The organism is Sphingomonas sp. UYAg733, assembly GCF_054057355.1.
Genome location: NZ_JBSRZE010000008.1, coordinates 81,477 through 100,598, shown reverse-complemented (window position 1 = coordinate 100,598; position 19,122 = coordinate 81,477). Strand labels below are relative to the sequence as shown.

General features: G+C 63.3%; 15 protein-coding genes. 7 read left to right on the top strand and 8 right to left on the bottom strand.

Going from position 1 to position 19,122, the window contains the following annotated elements; all coding sequences use genetic code 11:
* Positions 1 to 46 precede the first annotated feature (46 nt).
* A complete protein-coding gene (locus ACVWZA_RS14615; RefSeq protein ID WP_457311982.1) occupies positions 47 to 3,238 on the bottom strand; it encodes an intermembrane phospholipid transport protein YdbH family protein in 3,192 nt (1,063 codons plus the stop codon).
* A gap of 104 nt (positions 3,239 to 3,342) precedes the next feature.
* Between ACVWZA_RS14615 and radC the strand changes: the two genes are divergently transcribed.
* Complete coding sequence (gene radC / locus ACVWZA_RS14610; RefSeq protein WP_457311981.1) at positions 3,343 to 4,026, top strand: RadC family protein; 684 nt, start codon at positions 3,343 to 3,345, stop codon at positions 4,024 to 4,026.
* A gap of 127 nt (positions 4,027 to 4,153) precedes the next feature.
* Here radC and ACVWZA_RS14605 read toward each other — a convergent pair whose 3' ends face one another.
* Complete coding sequence (locus ACVWZA_RS14605; protein ID WP_457311980.1) at positions 4,154 to 4,723, bottom strand: hypothetical protein; 570 nt, start codon at positions 4,721 to 4,723, stop codon at positions 4,154 to 4,156.
* Between the two features lie 207 nt (positions 4,724 to 4,930).
* Here ACVWZA_RS14605 and purB point away from each other — a divergent pair, with 207 nt between their 5' ends.
* From purB to ACVWZA_RS14590, 3 genes are all read left to right on the top strand, one after another.
* Complete coding sequence (purB, locus tag ACVWZA_RS14600) at positions 4,931 to 6,232, top strand: adenylosuccinate lyase (RefSeq protein ID WP_457311979.1); 1,302 nt, start codon at positions 4,931 to 4,933, stop codon at positions 6,230 to 6,232.
* Positions 6,233 to 6,584: 352 nt separating this feature from the next.
* Entirely contained in the window at positions 6,585 to 7,397 is an 813-nt protein-coding gene (locus ACVWZA_RS14595) for a helix-turn-helix transcriptional regulator (RefSeq protein WP_457311978.1), read from the top strand.
* A 49-nt stretch (positions 7,398 to 7,446) separates the two neighbouring features.
* A complete protein-coding gene (locus tag ACVWZA_RS14590; RefSeq protein WP_457311977.1) occupies positions 7,447 to 9,213 on the top strand; it encodes a serine hydrolase domain-containing protein in 1,767 nt (588 codons plus the stop codon).
* A 504-nt stretch (positions 9,214 to 9,717) separates the two neighbouring features.
* On the opposite strand, the gene dnaJ is transcribed toward ACVWZA_RS14590, so the two are convergent.
* The gene (dnaJ, locus tag ACVWZA_RS14585; RefSeq protein WP_457311976.1) at positions 9,718 to 10,833 is read right to left on the bottom strand and encodes a molecular chaperone DnaJ; all 1,116 of its coding nucleotides are present in this window, start codon (positions 10,831 to 10,833) and stop codon (positions 9,718 to 9,720) included.
* A gap of 67 nt (positions 10,834 to 10,900) precedes the next feature.
* Positions 10,901 to 12,811: a molecular chaperone DnaK gene (gene dnaK / locus ACVWZA_RS14580; RefSeq protein ID WP_457311975.1), complete on the bottom strand. Its 1,911-nt coding sequence runs from the start codon at positions 12,809 to 12,811 to the stop codon at positions 10,901 to 10,903.
* Positions 12,812 to 12,966: 155 nt separating this feature from the next.
* Between dnaK and ACVWZA_RS14575 the strand changes: the two genes are divergently transcribed.
* The 3 genes from ACVWZA_RS14575 to ACVWZA_RS14565 all read left to right on the top strand — a co-directional run bounded on the left by ACVWZA_RS14575 (position 12,967) and on the right by ACVWZA_RS14565 (position 14,893).
* Positions 12,967 to 13,422, top strand: a complete 456-nt coding sequence (locus ACVWZA_RS14575) for a copper chaperone PCu(A)C (RefSeq protein WP_457311974.1) — start codon at positions 12,967 to 12,969, stop codon at positions 13,420 to 13,422.
* Entirely contained in the window at positions 13,422 to 13,886 is a 465-nt protein-coding gene (locus ACVWZA_RS14570) for a vgr related protein (RefSeq protein ID WP_457311973.1), read from the top strand. The genes ACVWZA_RS14575 and ACVWZA_RS14570 overlap by 1 nt, the downstream gene beginning before the upstream one ends.
* Positions 13,887 to 13,960: 74 nt before the next feature.
* Positions 13,961 to 14,893, top strand: coding sequence for a phosphatase PAP2 family protein (locus tag ACVWZA_RS14565; RefSeq protein WP_457311972.1), 933 nt, complete (start codon positions 13,961 to 13,963; stop codon positions 14,891 to 14,893).
* A gap of 1 nt (position 14,894) precedes the next feature.
* On the opposite strand, the gene ACVWZA_RS14560 is transcribed toward ACVWZA_RS14565, so the two are convergent.
* The 4 genes from ACVWZA_RS14560 to hrcA all read right to left on the bottom strand — a co-directional run bounded on the left by ACVWZA_RS14560 (position 14,895) and on the right by hrcA (position 19,105).
* Entirely contained in the window at positions 14,895 to 16,118 is a 1,224-nt protein-coding gene (locus ACVWZA_RS14560) for a threonine synthase (protein WP_457311971.1), read from the bottom strand.
* A gap of 349 nt (positions 16,119 to 16,467) precedes the next feature.
* A complete protein-coding gene (locus tag ACVWZA_RS14555; protein ID WP_457311970.1) occupies positions 16,468 to 17,466 on the bottom strand; it encodes a cobaltochelatase CobT-related protein in 999 nt (332 codons plus the stop codon).
* A complete protein-coding gene (gene grpE / locus ACVWZA_RS14550) occupies positions 17,463 to 18,008 on the bottom strand; it encodes a nucleotide exchange factor GrpE (RefSeq protein ID WP_457311969.1) in 546 nt (181 codons plus the stop codon). Before grpE ends, ACVWZA_RS14555 begins: the two co-directional genes overlap by 4 nt.
* Positions 18,009 to 18,061: 53 nt before the next feature.
* Complete coding sequence (gene hrcA / locus ACVWZA_RS14545) at positions 18,062 to 19,105, bottom strand: heat-inducible transcriptional repressor HrcA (protein WP_457312046.1); 1,044 nt, start codon at positions 19,103 to 19,105, stop codon at positions 18,062 to 18,064.
* Positions 19,106 to 19,122 lie beyond the last annotated feature (17 nt).

Here is a 19,122-nt window from a genome sequence, read left to right as displayed (position 1 = left end):
CCCAATTTCATTGGCGCGAGGCTTATTCTCCAGATCACTGCATCTGTCATGGCACGGTCCTGCTTTCCTGAGGCTGAATGGATGGCGCCGCCACAGGTATTTCTGCGGGCGGCAAGCTACGCTTCTTCTGGTCCTCCAACAGCGCCGGCAGGTTGCGCTCGATCAACCGCTTCGGGTCGTAGAAGGATTGGGCCGAATCGATCAACTGTCGAAACGGCGCGGTGATGCGGACGTTGAAGACGAAGGGCAGTTTCTGCAGCCGGTCGAACAGGAAGTTGCGCTTCGCCCCCTCGCCCTGGCCGATCCCGGCGAACCGCACCTCGGTGACCATTTCACCGGCGAGCGGCCCGTTCATCACAACGTCGAGATTGCGGTAGCGCAGCGATTTCAGCATCTGGAAGGTGAGGTTACCCCAGAAACCGACATCCTCCTTGGTCACTTCGCCGACATAGGCGATCGTCCCGCCGCCCTCACGCATCGACAATTTCCCATTCTCGATCCGCCCGCCGGTCTGGTCAAAGATCATCGGCAGCACGCCGTCGAACGTGCCGGTCGCATTGAGATTGTCGAAATCGAACTGCTGCAGGAATTGCCCGGCATCCATCGCGGTCACGCGGAACGTCATGTAGCGCAATTGCGCTTCGGCGAAATCGAGCACGGTCGGTTCGAGCACCAGTTGCCCGCCGGCCAGTGGCCAGTTGCCGCTATCGACCTGAATCCGCGTTCCCGCGAGCGTTCGAAAAACGATGCGGCCGTCATTGACCGGGATGCCCGGATTGATCGTCTTGATCGTGACGATCTGGCCCGGCGCACTTTCGAGATTGAGCAAGTCGGTGAAGTGGATTTCCCCGGCGATGCCGGTCACCGGACCGAATGCGGCGGCGAGATCGACACTGGCGGTGCGGAACACGCCGTCGCTGGTCACCGCATCGGCATTCCAGCGGATTTGCCCGTTGCCGGTCACCGTCCCCACGACATTGGCGATCACGCCAAAAGTCAGCCGGGTCAGCTCGTCGGGCTGGAACTTGTCACTGAAGGTCAGGCCGGCGACCGCGAGATCGGCCTTGCCGGCGCCGCTCGACAAGTCGTGCGCGATCGCGACGGTGGCGACCTGCACGCCCTTTTCCGGATGGACCAACGTGCCGGTCGCGGCGATCTTGCCGTCGATCAGAGTCAGCGCGACATCGCGCGCGGCGAGCGGCTTGAAGCGCGGATCGGGGTCGGCATCGGCGACCATCATCGTGCCCTTCAGGCCGAGGTGCCCGCCCTCCAGCATCCAGTCGCCACCGGCAGCGGACATCAGCAACGGCACCTTGCCGATCTGACCCGCGCCGCCGGCGAAGCTGCCCTTGACGACATTGCCATGGAGCCGCCCGTCGAGCGTCGCGAAATCGAGCCGCGTCAGCCGTTCCTCCGTTCCGAGGCGAACCGCCAGATCGGTCAGGCCGAAACCATTGTCGCCAAGCGTCACGCGCGACCCGGTCGCCGCCAGCGTCACGGGCGTGCTGCCGAGCTTTCCCGACAGCCGCGGTGCGGCGATCGTTGCCCCGCCGCTCAGCCGTCCGCCATCGAGGCGCAGCAGCGCGCCACCGGTCGGGCAAAGGTGCAGGCTCGCCGGACGCAGGACCAGCCCGGACACAGCCAGCCGATCGAACGATAGCGGTGCACAGGCGGGGTTAAGCGCAAGGCGCGACCGGCCGTCCCACAAACCATCGAACGCGAAGCGTAGCGCGTCGACCCGGCCATCCCCCAATGGCCCGGACAGGGTCGCATTGGTCGAAAAGCGCGTATTGCCGCCCGGCGTCGCGCTGAACCGGACCGGAGTCAGCGCAAGGCTGGCGCCGTTCGCGACATAGGGCTGCCGCAGTGTGGCGAGGCCGGTGATGGGCTTGCCCGGAGCGGATTGGGCGAGTGTGATGGTCGCAGCGGGGAAACCGCCCCCACCCATGCTCAAGCGTCCGGCGATGCGCAGATCGCCAGCGGGCCAGCGATACGACACTGCCGCATCGTCGAGCCTGGCGTCCAGACCAGATGCCGATGAAAGCGCGATCGTCGACGCCAGAAATTGACCGGCCCCGCCCTGCATCGCACCCGAGACAGCGGTGTTGAACCCGAACGACTTGCCCGCGACCGCCGCCGCCCGGGCAAGCTGATCGACGAGCGGCCCGACCGGCGTTCCCTGCCCAACGGCCGCGAGGCGCGCGGGCGAGGCAAGATAGGTTGGCGTCAGGGCGATTTTTTCACCACCGACCGTGCCGGTGAAGGCGCTACGATCAGCGAGACGATAGGCGCCCTTGACGGACAGGCCCTGTCCATTCGCGATCGCGGTAGCGAACCGGCGCGACACAAGGTTAACGCGCCCGCTCGTCTCGGCGGCCGTGCCCGCAAAGTCGATCGTGCCGCCGATGTCGGCCAGTTGCGCCTGTGGATGACGGACCGTCGCGACCGCCAGCCGGGCAGTGCCGCTCCAGCGATCGAGCGCGGCGCTCAGCGCGACCGTGACATCGCCGCCCAGCGCCGCGATCCGCGTACCGCCGCAGGTCAGCGATGCCGCGCGCAATGGCCCGGTCATTGACGGTCTTGCCCTGGTCACGCCGATATTCATGGACGCCGAAAGCTTGTCGCCGATGCATCCACCGGCGTCGATCCGATCCGAAACCGCCGCCAACGTGCCGGCGAAACCATCATCGAGCCGCCCCCGCCCCGTGAGCTTCAAGCCGACCAGCCCTTGCGGTGTTTCCAGCCGCATGCGTCCGTCGGCGACATCGAGATCGATGCTGGGGAGCGCGAAGGGCTTGCCACTCGGCGCTGGCATCAGCCGGTCGAGCGTGCCGAGCGACAGCGTGCCGTTCGCCAGCCGACCGCGCAGCCGGACATGCCCGGCGCGGATTCCGGTCACCGACGCGCCCGAAAACCCGACATTGGTGCGAAGCTCTATCCAGTCCGCGACCAGATCCGGCTTGGCGGGATCGCCGAGCACGACATTGGTCAGCCGCTGCCGGTCGAAGCCGAGATCGGCGATCTCGTAGCGCGCCGGCACGTGATGTTCGGCGAGGTAGCGATCGACATAACCCGACGCGATCGTCTTGCGCTGCGTCCACAGCGCGATCAGCGCGCCGAGCAGCATCAGCGCGATGATTGCGATGATTCGCGCGCCGCGCCCCAGTTTCGGGATGCGGCGTCGGCGCGTCCTGCGCTGCGGTTCGGCTGCCGGTAATTCCACTGGATCAGCCGTCACGCCGTTCAATACTCCTGGATGGCGTCACAACTGGAGCCAGAATAGAGACTAAAGCGCGTCGTGCAATTGCGCAGCGACGATCAATAGGTAATCCTCGAAACCCGATGAGCGTTCCCGACACCGATCAGACTGGCCATCGCGCCCGGTTGCGCAAGCGGCTCAACGAGCATGGCGGCGACGGCCTGCTCGATCATGAGCTGATCGAATATCTGCTCGCGCTCGCCATTCCGCGCCGTGACACCAAGCCATTGGCCAAGACATTGCTGGCGGAATTCGGTGGTATCGGCGGGGTGCTGTCGGCCGATGCGACGTCGCTGGCACGTATATCCGGCATGGGCGAAACCGCGATAGCCGCGATCAAGATCGCCAATGCCGCGGCGCTGCGCATGCTCCAGGCCGAGGTCAAGGAGCGCCCGGTGCTGAGCAACTGGCAAGCGCTGATCGACTATCTCCACGCCGACATGGCGCACCATTCGATCGAACGCGTCCGCGTGCTCCATCTCAACACGCGCAACATGCTGATCCGCGACGAACTGATGAGCCAGGGGTCGATCGACGAGGCCGCAGTCTATGTGCGCGAAGTGATCCGCCGCGCGATCGAACTCGGCTCCGCCGCGATCATCCTGGTCCACAACCATCCGAGCGGCGACCCGACGCCAAGCCGCGCCGATATCGACCTGACGCGCAATATCATCGAGGCGAGCAAACGGATGGGCATCGCGGTGCATGACCATATCATCATGGGCACCAGCGGCCATGCGAGCCTGAGGGCGTTGGGGTTGATGTAGGTCTCACTGCCGCTCCGGACTGCGCCGGGGACGAGTTACAGGAAGCGTGACCACCTGGAATCAGAACGGCCGCCAAACCCTGAGGTTTGGCGGCCGTCCCGGAGGGTCATTTCCCCGTCGCTAGCGGTTATCCGCCTTGCGACAGGAAGCCCGTCAACTCTGTCTTGGACACCGACTTGTTCTTGTCGATATCGGCGCTGGCAAAGGCCTGGTTGATCCAGGTCTTGACCTCGGCACTCTCGGCCTTGGTCGCTGGATCGCTGGCGGTCTTCAGCGCAACCATCCACGATGCGAATTCGGTCTGGCTCAGGTCGCCATTGGCATCCTTGTCGTAAGACGGGAATTCGGTGTTCACGACTTGCGCGACCTGTTCAGCCTTGCTTGTGGCCGGCGCCGGCTGCTGAGCCATCGCCTGAGCAGGAGCGGCAGCTGCCGGGTCGGCAGGTGTGGTGGCCGGCGTTTGCTGAGCAACAGCCGAATCCTGCGCTGCGGGCTTACCCGTCGCCGCCTGATCGGTCGCGGTCATCGCGTCAGGCGCAGTCTGACTCTCGGCAGGCGCCGGATTGGTGGCAGTCTGCGTCGTCGGCTGCGAAGTCGTTTCGACTGGTGCGGCGGGGTCACCAGCAACCGGCTTGTCCTGCGCCAGAGCGGGAATAGAAATAGTCATCGCACCAGCAAGAAGAATATATTTCAACATGATTTCTCTCCGAATAGATAGTATCTGAATGCTCGATGGCTTGGTCGTTGCCCTCCAGAACACTCACAGGGACCAACCTCCCACTGTCCAGATAGTTCATAATTTAGCGATTTGAAGCGTCGGCTCGTCCCTGCTAACGCGCGCCTCGTCGTGAGTATGTTTGCGAATCACGATGAACAGAAACTCCGATTTTCAGGAACCGTTGTAATGGTGCCACGCTATTCCCGCCCCGACATGGCTGCGATCTGGACCCCGGAGGCGCGTTTCCGCATCTGGTTCGAGATCGAGGCGCACGCCACCGATGCGCTCGCCGAGCTCGGCGTAGTGCCAAAAGAGGCCGCCGCGGCGATCTGGGCGAAGGGCGCGTTCGAGGTCGATCGCATCGACGAGATCGAGCGCGAGACCAAGCATGACGTGATCGCCTTTCTGACCAATGTCGCCGAGCATGTCGGGCCAGAGGCGCGCTTCATGCATCAGGGCATGACCAGTTCGGACGTGCTCGACACCTGCCTTGCTGTACAGCTTGCGCGCGCATCGGACATCTTGATCGCCGATATCGACGCGCTGCTCGTCGTGCTCAAGCGCCGCGCAGTGGAGCACAAGCTGACCCCGACGATCGGTCGCAGCCATGGCATCCATGCCGAACCGGTGACCTTCGGCCTGAAGCTCGCCCAGGCCTATGCCGAGTTCGACCGCAACCGCGCGCGTCTGGTCACGGCGCGTGCCGATATCGCGACCTGCGCGATTTCCGGCGCGGTCGGCACCTTCGCCAATATCGATCCGTTCGTCGAAGCGCACGTGGCCGAGAAACTGGGGCTGAGCATCGAGCCGGTCTCGACTCAGGTCATTCCGCGCGACCGGCACGCAATGTTCTTCGCGACACTCGGCGTGATCGCCTCGTCGATCGAACGCCTCGCTACTGAAATCCGTCATTTGCAGCGTACCGAAGTGCTTGAGGCGGAGGAGTATTTCTCGCCTGGGCAAAAGGGTTCGTCGGCGATGCCGCACAAACGCAACCCGGTGCTGACCGAAAATCTCACCGGCCTCGCGCGCATGGTGCGCGGTTATGTCACGCCAGCACTGGAGAATGTCGCGCTGTGGCATGAGCGCGACATCAGTCACTCGTCGGTCGAGCGTTATATCGGCCCCGACGCGACGATCACGCTCGACTTCGCGCTCGCGCGTCTCACGGGCGTGATGGACAAGCTGGTCGTCTATCCAACGCGGATGGAGAAGAACCTCAACAAGATGGGCGGCCTGGTCCATTCGCAGCGCGTGCTGCTCGCCCTGACCCAGGCCGGCGTAAGCCGCGAGGATGCCTATCGCCTGGTCCAGCGCAACGCGATGCGGGTATGGGAGTCGGACGGCGAATTATCGTTGCAGGAGCTGCTCAAGGCCGACCCTGAGGTTACCGCCGCCTTGTCGATCGCCGAGATCGACGACAAGTTCGACCTTGGTTATCATTTGAAGCATGTAGATACGATTTTCGCGCGGGTGTTCACCGACTGACCAACGCGCTTCGTACCGGGAGCGACTTCGCACACTGCGCGTCCCAAGTGGGAGCCGGGCAGCAGATATCGTCAGTCGCTGAGGCGTTAGCACTGACGAATTCGGCCTACCATTGAAGGTCCATCGTGGACGGGTTCCGCGGACAGCTTTCGGCTCGAATTTGTCGAAAGCTACTCATTCCCGTTTCGGCAAAGGCCGGTCGACCCTGCTCTGCCGTATTTGGGCTTCCAGCCCGAAAATCGGACGTCGAAATTGTTGCACGGGTGGCTGGCCTAGCTGAGTCATACTGTGTTACATGAACAGCACGGTGCAAGTCGCCGATTGGTTTCCTATCGTGTGAAGGGACGGTTCGATGATCCGACGCGCGCGGCATGAGTTTTGGGGCGCCGGGCCGTCATATCGAGAAGCCGCCGGATTCACCTTTCATCGCCTGCAGGCCAGTGCGCCCGAACGAGAGGTACCCGAGCACACACATGACGAAGCGCACTTCGTTCTGGTACTGGCAGGCGGCTATATTTCGTCCGCCGTCGGTGCACCTTTGGTATCGGGGACGGCACTGCTGGTGTTCAACCCCGCCGGAACGACTCATCGAGACCGCTTCCATCAAGGCTGCGGGAGCTTCCTCGCAGTGTCCGGTGGGCCAGAGCAGCAAGAGGGCGCCGCTGTCGCAGTGCTTGATCCCTATGCGATTTGGACCGCGCATCGCATCGCGCACGAGATTGCCGATGCGCGCTTGCCCATCATCGGGCTCGACGGATGTGCGCACCAACTCATTGCAACCGTACAGCCGCTGACTTCGGACGAAGCGCGCGATGCGGCCTGCCCGCCTTCTTGGTTGAAGCGGGCGTTCGAGATGAGCTTCACCGCCGATGATATCGATCTGAGCGTGGCTGACCTGGCTGCGGAAGCGGGAGTCCATCCCGTCCATCTCGCCCGCGTATTCAAACGCTATTTGATGTGCTCGCCCGGCGAGCATCTTCGCGGGCGCCGGTTGGAACGCGCCGTGGCGATGCTTGGCAAATCTCATGCGTCGCTGGCCGACGTCGCTCATGCTTCCGGTTTTGCCGACCAAGCCCATTTCAGCCGCGCCTTTCGCACTACATTTCGCAGCACGCCCTCGGCCTGGCGGCGCGCACGCGATGTTGCATCGCTTCAAGACTGCTAGCCGCGCATGGTGCAAGAGACCGGGTGATCCACCCGCGACAGGACGAAATATGCGCATTGCCGATAGCCTCACCAAGTTGACGATAATGGCCGCCTTCCTCACCACGCCGGCCTTTGCCGACAAGCCGACCGTCGGCGACAAGGCAACGGACCTTGCCGGGCTGTGGCAGAGCAAGAAGAGGTTGGGCCCCGACATGCGCGGTGAACTGACCATCGTGCACGATGGCGCCACATGGCGCGCGGAACTCGCCGGACGACACGCGAGCGTAAACGCCGATGGAAGCATCATCACTTTCGCCCTCGGCAATGACGGGGACAGCTTTCGCGGCCGCCTGGTGGACGATGGCAAGCGAATTCGCGGCCACTGGCTCCAGTCGAAGACAGTGACCGGCGGCATGGCCTATCTAACGCCCGTCGATCTCGTCGCCACGGGAGCAGGGTCGTGGCGCGGCGAAGTGCGGCCGCTCGACGACAGCTTCACTCTCTATCTCAAGATCGACGCCGACCCCGACGGCACGGCGCGCATATTCCTGCGCAACCCCGACCGCAACATCGGCAAGCGTGTCGACCTGCAGCACATCACCCGCGATGGGAACAAGGTAACGCTGCTCGGCAAGCCGGGCGGCATGGCCCAGGAAGTCCCCATCACCACCGGTACTTACAATGCCGATGACCGCGTGTTGTCGATCTATGTCGCGGGACGCGGCGGCACCTATGATTTCGAGCGCACCGGTGAAGACAGCGATTTCTATCCCCGGTCGGGCGCCGCCGCATACGCCTATCGCGCGCCGCTGGCGCGGAACGACGGCTGGGCGGTTGCCACACTCGAATCGGTCGCTATCGACCGGCCGGCGATCGAGCGCTTCATCCAAATGGTGATCGATACCCCGATCGACTCGGTCCAAGCACAGGATATTCACGGCGTCCTGATCGCACGCCACGGCAAGCTAGTGCTGGAGGAATATTTCCACGGCCAGGATGGCGGCGCGTTGCACGATACTAGGTCGGCGGCAAAAAGCATGACGTCGGTGCTGATCGGCGCCGCGATCCGGGATGGCGCGAAGCTGAGCGCCTCGACTCCGGTATATGCCGCAATGAATGGCGGCACGGCCCCGCCCGGCCTCGATCCGCGCAAGCAGGCGATGACGCTGGAACATCTGATGACGATGTCGTCGGGTTTCCATTGCGACGACAGCGATCCGAAGGCGCCCGGGAACGAGGACATGATGCAAAACCAGGACGCGCAGCCCGACTGGTATCGCTACGCGCTCGACTTGCCGATGGCATCGGCGCCGGGGACGACGGCGATCTATTGCAGCACCAATCCCAATCTGGCGGGCGGCGTTCTCGCCAAGGTGACCGGCGAGCGACTGGAAGACAGCTTCGACCGGTTGATCGCGCAGCCGATGCGGTTCGGGCGCTACGCGCTCGATGTGCAACCGACCGGCGAGCCCTATTTGGGCGGCGGCGCGCAGTTCCTCCCGCGCGACTTCATGAAGTTCGGCCAAATGATGCTCGACGGCGGCATTTGGCATGGCGGCCGCATCGTCAGCGCCGACTGGGTAACAAGATCGACCACGCCGCTACGCGAAATGCGCGGGCTCCATTACGGTTATCTCTGGTGGGGTATCGACTTGCCATATGAGGGCAGGACGCTTCCCGCATTTTACGCGGCGGGCAATGGCGGGCAGGTCGTGATGGTGGTTCCTGCGCTCGACCTCGTCGTGGCGATCTATGGCGGCAATTACAGCGACAAGGTCATGTACGTGCCGCAGGAGATTTACACGCCGAGATATATTCTGCCCGCGATCAGATAGCGACAACAACTCGCCTTCACCTCGCTGTATGACGGCTGTCGAGCGACGCGGCTATCTTCACGGCGGCAATTGGGCGTACTCCTTCCGCAACTGCCGTCCGATGAACGATTGGTTCAGAGCGAAGTCGAAGACCTTGTCAAAGCGCATTGCGCCAATCGGGCTGCTTTTCGATACGCATTTCGACAAGCTCAATGACCGCTCAAGACCAGTGCTCTCATTCGGCCACCCACGAATGCAAATTCTGCAATCGCGACTGCGCGCAACAATGTTGCACCGCAGCACAATAATCTTATTTGGGCCGTGTCGGACTTAACCGGCATTCTCGGAGACGACCCTATGCGCACGTTCGAAGCCCTTGCCAGCAGCGTGCTGGCTTTTGCGGCTCAGGCGCTGGTGGTCGGGTTGGTCATTACGACCTTCTGATCCATCGGCTAGCCCGCCCCTTCGCAAGGAGGGGCGGTCACGGCTCAGTCGATCCCAAAACTTCTCGCACTGACCGGCACATCACCCCCAGGCGCTCTTCACCTTCTTGAAGAACCCGGTCGTCTGCGGATTCTCCTTACCCGTCTCGGTCGCGCGGAATTCCTCGAGCAATTCGCGCTGGCGCGAGGTCAGGCTGGTCGGCGTTTCGACTTCGATCTGGATCACCAGGTCACCACGCCCGCGCCCCTGCAGCACCGGCATGCCCGCACCGCGCTGACGCAGTTCGCGTCCCGATTGCGTGCCCGCCGGAATCTTGATGCTGTGCAATTCGCCATCGGGACCGGGGATGTGGATTTCGCCGCCGAGCGAGGCGGTGGTGAAGCTGATCGGCGCACGCGCGAACAGGGTCGTGCCCTCGCGTTCGAAGATCGAATGCCGTGCGACGTGCAGGAAGATGTAGAGGTCACCGGGCGGCGCGCCACGCGCACCCGCCTCACCTTCGCCGGTCAGGCGCACGCGCGTGCCTTCGTCTACGCCGGGCGGAATGTTGACGGTCAGCGTCTTGGTCTTCTCGACCCGGCCTTCGCCATGGCAGGCGTTGCAGGGATCAACGATCACCTGGCCCGCTCCGTGGCAACTTGGGCAGGCGCGTTCGACCACGAAGAAACCCTGCTGCGCGCGGACCTTGCCCGCGCCGCCACAAGTCGAGCAGCCTTTCGCGCTGGTGCCGGGCTTCGCGCCCGATCCCGAACAGGTATCGCAGGCGGCCGAGACATCGACCGTCACATCGGTCGATTTGCCCTGGAACGCTTCTTCGAGCGTGATCTCCATATCGTAGCGCAAGTCCGCGCCACGCCGGGGTCCGCGCTGGGCGCCACGCTGGCCGCCCATGAATTCGCCGAAGATATTTTCGAAAATGTCGCTGAACGCGTTGAAGTCCTGCCCGCCACCGCCGCCGCCGGCACCATCACGGAACGCGGCATGGCCGAACCGATCATAGGCCGCGCGCTTCTGCGGGTCCTTCAGGCATTCATAGGCTTCGCTGATCGCCTTGAAGCGACCTTCCGAATCCTTGCACCCGGAATTCTTGTCGGGGTGATATTTCATGGCGAGCTTGCGGTACGACGATTTGATCGTCGCATCGTCGGCGCTGCGCTCGATCTCGAGCAATTCGTAGAAATCGACTTCGGTGGTCATATTGGGCCCCCGCCCGCCCCGTCATCCCGGACAAGGCCGAAATGACGGGGGGCACGCATCTACTGATTTACGCTTTTTGGTTGTCGTCGACTTCCGAGAATTCGGCGTCGACCACGTCTTCGGCAGGTGCCGCTTCGGCATCCGCTTCACCAGCCGGCGACGCTTCCGACGCTGCTTGCTTCTCGTAGATCGCCTGACCGAGCTTCATCGCGACCTGCGCCAGCGCATTGGTCTTTTCCTTCATCGCCTCGGGATCGCCGCCTTCGACCGCAGTCTTGGCTTCGGCGATCGCCGCTTCGATTTCACCCTTCAAGCCGGAATCGACCTTGTCGCCATGCTCGGCGATCTGGCGCTCGGTCGTGTGAATCAGGCTGTCGGCATTGTTCTTCGCCTCGGCCGCCTCACGGCGCTTCTTGTCGTCCTCGGCAAACTGCTCAGCGTCACGGACCATCTGATCGATGTCCTTGTCGCTGAGGCCACCCGAGGCTTGGATGCGGATCTGCTGCTCCTTGCCGGTGCCCTTGTCACGCGCCGATACGTTGACGATGCCGTTGGCGTCGATGTCGAAAGTGACCTCGATCTGCGGCACGCCACGCGGCGCGGGCGGGATACCGACCAGGTCGAACTGGCCGAGCACCTTGTTGTCCGCGGCCATTTCACGCTCGCCCTGGAACACGCGGATGGTCACCGCCTGCTGGTTGTCGTCGGCGGTCGAATAGGTCTGCGATTTCTTGGTCGGGATCGTCGTGTTGCGGTCGATCATGCGGGTGAATACGCCACCCAGCGTCTCGATGCCGAGCGACAGCGGCGTCACGTCGAGCAGCAGCACGTCCTTGACGTCGCCCTGCAGCACGCCGGCCTGGATCGCAGCACCCATCGCCACGACTTCATCCGGGTTGACGCCCGAATGCGGTTCCTTGCCGAAGAAATCCTTCACGACCTGACGCACCTTGGGCATGCGCGTCATGCCGCCGACCAGCACGACCTCGTCGATCTGCGCCGATTTCACGCCGGCATCGGCAAGCGCCTTGCGGCATGGCTCGAGCGTACGCTGGATCAGGTCCTCGACCAGCTTTTCCAGGTCGGCGCGGGTGATCGTCTTGACGAGATGCTTCGGACCGTTCTGGTCAGCGGTGATGAAGGGCAAATTGACTTCGGTCGTCGCCGCCGAGGACAGTTCGATCTTGGCCTTTTCGGCGCCTTCCTTGAGCCGCTGCAGGGCCAGCTTGTCCTTGGTCAGGTCGATGCCTTCGGCCTTTTTGAAGTCTTCGGCTAGGAACCGCAGCAACTTGTCGTCGAAATCCTCGCCGCCAAGGAACGTGTCGCCATTGGTCGCCTTCACTTCGAACACGCCGTCACCGATCTCCAGGATCGAGATGTCGAACGTGCCGCCGCCAAGGTCATAGACCGCGATCGTCTTGTTGCTGTCCTTGTCGAGTCCGTAAGCGAGCGCCGCCGCAGTCGGCTCGTTGATGATGCGCAGCACTTCGAGCCCGGCAATCTGGCCGGCATCCTTGGTCGCCTGACGCTGGGCGTCGTTGAAGTAAGCAGGAACGGTGATGACCGCCTGGGTCACCGTCTCACCGAGATAGGCCTCAGCGGTTTCCTTCATCTTCTGCAGCGTGAAGGCGCTGATCTGTGACGGCGAATAATCCTTGCCGCCGGCCTGCACCCAAGCGTCGCCATTGGCGCCCTTGACGATGGTATAGGGCACCAACTCGGTGTCCTTCTTGGTCACCGGGTCGTCGAAGCGGCGACCGATCAGGCGCTTCACCGCAAAGATGGTGTTTTCCGGATTCGTCACTGCCTGGCGCTTGGCCGGCTGGCCGACCAGCCGCTCGCCATCCTTGGCGAAGGCGACGATCGATGGCGTGGTGCGTGCGCCTTCCGCATTTTCGATCACCTTGGGCTTGCCGCCTTCCATCACGGAAACGCAGCTGTTGGTCGTGCCCAGATCGATACCGATTACTTTAGCCATTTGGTCCTCTGACCCCCGTCGTTCTAAATTGCCTCTCGACCGCGTCCCGCTGTTCGGGGCACGATACGTTACTGAAGGCGATATAGGGGGGCTTTCGCTTGCCGCAAGATTTTCGCGTGCGTAGTTGTAGCGCAGATTTCCCGAACTGAGAGAATATGATGCGCCTTGCGACCCTGCTTCCCGCCGCCGCACTGGTGCTCAGCGCTTGCTCACCGCCCGCGGAAATCGAAGCGCACGACGCCTATGTTCGCCTCGCCGCCGTCAAGGGCAACCCGGCAGCGGCCTATTTCACGCTCCAGGGCGGCGCCGAAGACGCGACCCTGATGAGCGTCGGTACCACAGTCGCGATCAAGACCGAGATGCACGAATCGATGAAATCGAGCGCGGGGAAGGCGGGCGCCGGCATGACGATGAAGCCGATCGCCGATCTGCCATTGCCCGCGCTGGGCACGCTGACCTTCGCGCCGGGCGGCAAGCATGTCATGCTGTTCGACGTCAATCCGGGCATCAAACGCGGATCGACCGTGCCGCTGACCTTCACCTTCACCAACGGCCGGCGCGTTGAATATAAGGCGGTGGCGATCGGCGCGGGCGATCCGGCACCCGAATAATGACCGATCGTCCGCTCACGTCAGGCGAGATTCAGCTCGCCCGGACCGTCTTCGGCACCGCGATCGATTACGGACCGGTGCGCATCGCGCGGCGCAAATGGATTTTCTTCCAGCCGCGCGAGACGGTGATGGCGCCGACCGGCAATATCCACTTCCATCCCAAGGGCAGGCTCTACCGCGACGATTTCGCTATCGCACCGCTCGGTGAACAGGGGCTGTTCATCCATGAGATGACGCACGTGTGGCAGCATCAGCGCGGCGTCGTCCTGCCGATCGCGCGCCATCCATTCTGCCGTTACGACTATGCGATTCGGCCGGGCCTGCCGCTCAATCGCTATGGCATCGAGCAACAGGCGGAGATCGTTCGCCACACCTTTCTGTTGCGCCGCGGATGTGACGTGACGGGCGCCCCGGACCTGGCACGCTACGAGACGATCCTGCCATTCGAAAAAGGGCAGGGATAGCCTTTCAGCCATTCGCTCTTGGCAATTGCTTAACCAATTTCCGTCATGAGAATCCCCTTAACGGGGCCAAAAAAATGAGCGTTCGCGCGGGTTTGTGGTTATATGCATCGCTCGCGCTGATTGGCGTGACGTGTGCGCTCGCGGCTACTGGCCTCTCGCTCGATTTCGCGGATAGCGGCGCGCGTGGCGTGCTGGTGGCGAGCGTGATCGTCCTCGCACTGCGGCGCGACCGGATCGACAATCCCGTGCTCCGCACGCTGGCGGATGTGATGGAATGCCTGGGCCTGCTTTCGCTGCTCAGCCTGTTGGGAGCGTTGGCAAGCTATGCGGTGGCGGCAGCGACCACCGGCTATGTCGATCATCTGCTGGCGACGATAGATGCGTCGCTCGGCTTCGACTGGGTCGCGCTATATCAGTTTTTCGCGCATAACCCTTCCATCGCGCACCTTGCCGCTCTGGCCTATTCCAACATCTTCTATTCGCCGGCCATCATCCTCGTGGCACTGGTCGTCACCGGCCGCAAGGATCGCGCGCACGCATTCCTGATGGCCTATGCGATCGCGCTGACCGCAACGGTCGTCGCCTTTGCGCTGTTCCCGGCCCAGGGCGCTCTCTTATATTATATAGGCTGGAAGCCCGGCTTCATGCCGGCGATCGGCCTCGACCATGTCGTGGTCATCGCGAATCTGCGCAGCGGTGCGATGACGGTCATCAACCCGATGACCCTTTCCGGGCTGATCAGCTTCCCCAGCTTCCATGCCGCCGCGGCCCTGCTCTTAATCTGGGCCGCATGGCCGCTGAAACTGCTGCGGTGGCCCATGGTGGTGGTCAATGTCGCCATGCTCCTCGCAACGCCAGTACATGGCTGTCATTACCTGATCGACGTAATCGGCGGGCTCATGATCACCGGCCTCTCGATCGGCATGTTGCGGCTGCCCGCTTTGGCGGCACTATGCGCCCATGTGCCGCGCCTGGCGCCGAAATTCGCGCTGGCGAAGCTCAACTAAGCTAAAGCGCTGCCAAATCGATCTCGCCGAACCGGTCTACTGTCTTCGACGCATCGGCCATCGGATACTTCAATCCCGTCGCGCAGTTGAACAGCACTGCGCTTTCATCCTCGTCGACCAGTCCTAGTTTCAACGCCTCGCGATACGCTGCCAGCGTCGCGCCGCCTTCAGGGCACATCAGCAAGCCGTCCTTTGACGCGGCATCTTCGACCGCCTGCAGGATCGCCGGATCGCCGACCGCCATCGCCCGGCCCCCGCTCTCGCGCACCGCACGCAGGATCAGGAAATCGCCGACCGCTTTCGGCACGCGGATGCCGGCCGCGACGGTATGCGCATCTTCCCAGCGCTCGGCATGTTCCTCGCCCGCCTCATACGCGCGCACGATCGGCGCGCAGCCCGACGACTGGATCGCGAACATCTTGGGCCGTTCGGGCCCGATCCACCCCAGTGCTTCCATCTCAACGAACGCTTTCCACATGCCGATCAGGCCTGTTCCGCCGCCGGTCGGATAGAAGATCGCTTGGGGCAGTTTCCAGCCGAACTGCGCGGCCAGCTCCAGCCCCATCGTCTTCTTGCCCTCGATCCGGTACGGCTCCTTCAGAGTCGAAAAGTCGAACCACAGGCCCTCCGCGGCGCCCTTGCCGACGATCGCGCCACAATCGTCGATCAGCCCGTTGACGCGGTAGACGCGGCCCCCTTGCGCAGCGATCTCCCGCACGTTGATTTCCGGCGTGTCGTCGGGACAGAAGACGATCGTCTCAATCCCGCAGCGCGTCGCATAGGCGGCAAGCGCAGCGCCGGCATTGCCGTTGGTCGGCATCGCGATCTTCCTGATGCCGAGCGCCTTGGCCATCGCCACCGCCATGACCAGCCCGCGCGCCTTGAACGATCCGGTCGGCAGCCGCCCCTCATCCTTGACCAGCACGTTGGGGCCGCCCGATCTAGGGATCGGCACCAGTGGCGTCTCGATCTCGCCCAGGCTGACGATGTCGCCGGTGCGCCGTACAGGCAGCAGTTCACGCCAGCGCCACAGATCGGTCGGCCGCGCCGCGATCATCGCGCGCGGGGTCGCGGCGCGAATCGCGGGCAAGTCATAGCGCACCAGCAAAGGCCGCCCGGCGCGCGACAAGCCGTGAAGCTGGTCCGCCTCGTAGCGCTCGCCGGTCAGCGAGCATTCGAGGTGCGTGACGAAAGTCGGTCGGTCGGCGGTGAGATTGGGGTTCATGCCCGCACCCTAACCCAGGCTTTTGAAAAAGCGAGCGCATCGCCAATTCTCCGTCTGACTTGCCGAGCATCCCGCACTATCCCACCGCCATAGCTCGATTATTTTTTCGCCTGAACCTGTGCGGCACTGTCAGACAGGATGTCGAAGGCATGACCTTCCCGATCTCGGCGCGGCGCGCGGCCCCGATCTGGACGCAGCCCGCATCAAGGCGATCCAGGCCGCTCGTGCGGTCTCGTAAGAGGAAGCGGCGCAGGGTAAACTCTACCTGAGCTGTCACGTGGAGGTGCTGAACGAGAAGGGCGAGCGGCTGCGCCACGTGCCCTTCGCGGAAGCCCTCACGATCACCGGTCTAGAAGGCGGCGGCGGGCTGACGCACGATGTCTGCGATCAGCGTCGATAATGCTTCAGGCATATCCGCCGGATCTTCGACCGACCGCGACCGGTGATAAAATTCATCGACGCGATAGTTGATGCCGACACCCGCCAAGATGATATCGTCCGCTTGCTCGAGATCGCCGATGACGGTCTTGATGTGGCGCCATAGATATTGCGCGCCATTGTCACATAGCGTCGAATCATCGACCGGTGCACCGTCAGACAGTATAATCAGCAGCTTGTGCTGCTCCGGCCGCTCACGTAGCAACCCAGCCGCCCATTGAATCGCCTCGCCATCGACATTTTCACGCAGCACGTCCGGGTGGAGCATCGTTGACCAATCCTCCTCGGCAAGAGGCTCGCCGAAGCGCTGATAACCTATGTGCAACAAAGAGCAGAGGCGACCGGGCCTTTTGGGCTGGCCGCCCCTGAGCCAGTCTTGTCGCGCGCGCCCACCTTTCCAGCCAACCGTCGAGAAACCGAGAATCGCAAGATTGACGCCCAGCCTGCCGAACAAATCGGCGACCCAGCGCGACGTCGCGGCAGCATAAAGAATGGGCTGGCTTTTCATGGAACCAGAATGATCTACCAGCAGGCAGATCGCCCAATCCTTCGGCTCGGCCCCGGCAAAAGCATCGCGAATTGCCGTCGTCCGATCGGCGGGAATGCCAGCGACGATGTGCCGGGCCGCTTCGATATTGCCTTGCCAGATTGCCGGATCTCGCATCGCCCAACCCTTGGCGCGATCCATCCCATCTTCGGTTAGTGCGGCCGGCACATCTCGCGCCGGAAGCGTCAGGTCATGGTCGAACGTGAAGACGCGATAAGGCTCGCCAGGCGGCCCGTCCGCGACGCAGCCGGATGCAGTCCGTCGTCGGCGCCGAAACGCCCAGATAAGATAGCCGACAAAGCCGATCACAAGGGCCAACGACAGTATGTCGCCAACTCCGAATGGCGTCGGCGCTGGGTTCATCCCGCCTTGGCGACCCCGACCAACGCCGGCCGCAACAGCCGGTCCTTGATCATATATCCCGCCTGCATTTCCTGCACGACGGTACCCGGCTTCTCATCGCTCGGCACTTCGAACATCGCCTGATGACGGTTGGGGTCGAGCGCCTCGCCCAGCACGGTCATCCTGATGATGCCATGGCGCTGAAACACCGACTCCAACTCGCGGCCGGTCGCTTCGAGACCCGCGACCAGGCCTCTCATCTTCTCGTCATCGCGCAATTCCGCGGGGATCGCGTCGAGCCCGCGCGACAGATTGTCGGCGACCGACAGAAGGTCGCGCGCAAACGCCGTCGCGGCATAGGCGCGGGCATCGGCCGCTTCCTTCTCGGCGCGGCGGCGGACGTTCTGCGCCTCGGCATGGGCGTATAGCAGCCCGGACTTGGCCTCGGCCAGTTCGGCTTCCAGCTTGAGCAGGCGGTCCTCGGCGATCGGGTCCGATGCGATCGGGGCAGTTTCCGTCATGTCGATCATCTCGGTCGCTTCGGTCTTTTCGTCTTCGATCATGTCTTAGCTTCAATCCTATCGGGAATTCTGACCTGTTCGCCAGATTCCGGCTTTCAACTCATCAACCGCGCCAGTGTCGCGGCGGTAAAATCAACCATTGGCACAACCCGCGCATAGTTCAACCTCGTCGGACCAATGACCCCGACGACCCCGACGACGCGCCCGTCCAACCCACGAAACGGCTTGGCGATGACCGAAGATCCCGACAGCGAAAAGAGTTTGTTCTCCGCCCCGATGAAGATCCGCGTCGCATCGCCCGCGCTTGCGCTGTCGAGCAGATGGGCGATCTCCTGCTTGCCTTCAAGGTCGTCGAGCAAGATGCCGATCCGTTCGAGGTCGGCGGCGGCGGCGGCATCGATCAACCGCCCCTGCCCGCGCACGATCAGCACCGGACGCCGGTCGCCATCCTCGCTCCACACCGCGAGGCCTTGCTCAACCAGCGCACGGGCGACGCTGTCGAGCAAGGCGCGTTCCTCGCCAATCTCGCGCTCGATCCGTGCCCGCGCCTGAGTCAGGGTCATCCCCGACAGCATCGCCGTCATGTAATTGCCCGCCTCGACCAAGGCGGACGACGTCACACCCATTGGCAGATCGACCACGCGATTCTCGACCGCGCCATCCTCGCTGACCAGCACCGCCAAGGCCTTGTCGGCCGACAAGGGCACGAAACTCATCTGGCGCAACACCAGCTCGCGCTTCGGCACCAGCACCAGCCCGGCACAGGCCGACAGGCCCGACAGCGCCGCGGTGGTCGCGGCGAGCGCTTCCTCGACCGGCCCGACTTGCGACACGCGCGATTCGATCGCAGCGCGCTCCTCCGCCGACGGTTCGAGCGCGTGCATCATGCCATCGACGAACAGCCGTAAGCCAATCTCGGTCGGCATCCGCCCCGCGCTAGTATGCGGTGCCGCGAGGAGGCCGAGTTCCTCCAGATCCTGCATCACGTTGCGAATCGACGCCGGCGACAGGTTCAGGCCCGATAGCTGGGCGATCGTCCGCGATCCGATCGGGCTGCCGGTGTCGAGATAGCTTTCGACCACCACGCGAAACACGTCGCGGGCGCGGTCGTTGAGATCGCTGATCGGGGGAGCGGACATACCGGTCATATGGTGAT

Excerpts from the sequence above, each read along its gene's own strand:
- ACVWZA_RS14555 (WP_457311970.1), bottom strand. The coding sequence starts at position 17,466 with ATGAACCCAGCGCCGACGCCATTCGGAGTTGGCGACATACTGTCGTTG.
- hrcA (WP_457312046.1), bottom strand. The coding sequence starts at position 19,105 with ATGTCCGCTCCCCCGATCAGCGATCTCAACGACCGCGCCCGCGACGTG.
- ACVWZA_RS14590 (WP_457311977.1), top strand. The coding sequence starts at position 7,447 with ATGCGCATTGCCGATAGCCTCACCAAGTTGACGATAATGGCCGCCTTC.
- grpE (WP_457311969.1), bottom strand. The coding sequence starts at position 18,008 with ATGATCGAAGACGAAAAGACCGAAGCGACCGAGATGATCGACATGACG.
- purB (WP_457311979.1), top strand. The coding sequence starts at position 4,931 with ATGGTGCCACGCTATTCCCGCCCCGACATGGCTGCGATCTGGACCCCG.
- ACVWZA_RS14565 (WP_457311972.1), top strand. The coding sequence starts at position 13,961 with ATGAGCGTTCGCGCGGGTTTGTGGTTATATGCATCGCTCGCGCTGATT.
- dnaJ (WP_457311976.1), bottom strand. The coding sequence starts at position 10,833 with ATGACCACCGAAGTCGATTTCTACGAATTGCTCGAGATCGAGCGCAGC.
- ACVWZA_RS14560 (WP_457311971.1), bottom strand. The coding sequence starts at position 16,118 with ATGAACCCCAATCTCACCGCCGACCGACCGACTTTCGTCACGCACCTC.
- ACVWZA_RS14595 (WP_457311978.1), top strand. The coding sequence starts at position 6,585 with ATGATCCGACGCGCGCGGCATGAGTTTTGGGGCGCCGGGCCGTCATAT.
- dnaK (WP_457311975.1), bottom strand. The coding sequence starts at position 12,811 with ATGGCTAAAGTAATCGGTATCGATCTGGGCACGACCAACAGCTGCGTT.
- radC (WP_457311981.1), top strand. The coding sequence starts at position 3,343 with ATGAGCGTTCCCGACACCGATCAGACTGGCCATCGCGCCCGGTTGCGC.
- ACVWZA_RS14570 (WP_457311973.1), top strand. The coding sequence starts at position 13,422 with ATGACCGATCGTCCGCTCACGTCAGGCGAGATTCAGCTCGCCCGGACC.
- ACVWZA_RS14605 (WP_457311980.1), bottom strand. The coding sequence starts at position 4,723 with ATGTTGAAATATATTCTTCTTGCTGGTGCGATGACTATTTCTATTCCC.
- ACVWZA_RS14575 (WP_457311974.1), top strand. The coding sequence starts at position 12,967 with ATGATGCGCCTTGCGACCCTGCTTCCCGCCGCCGCACTGGTGCTCAGC.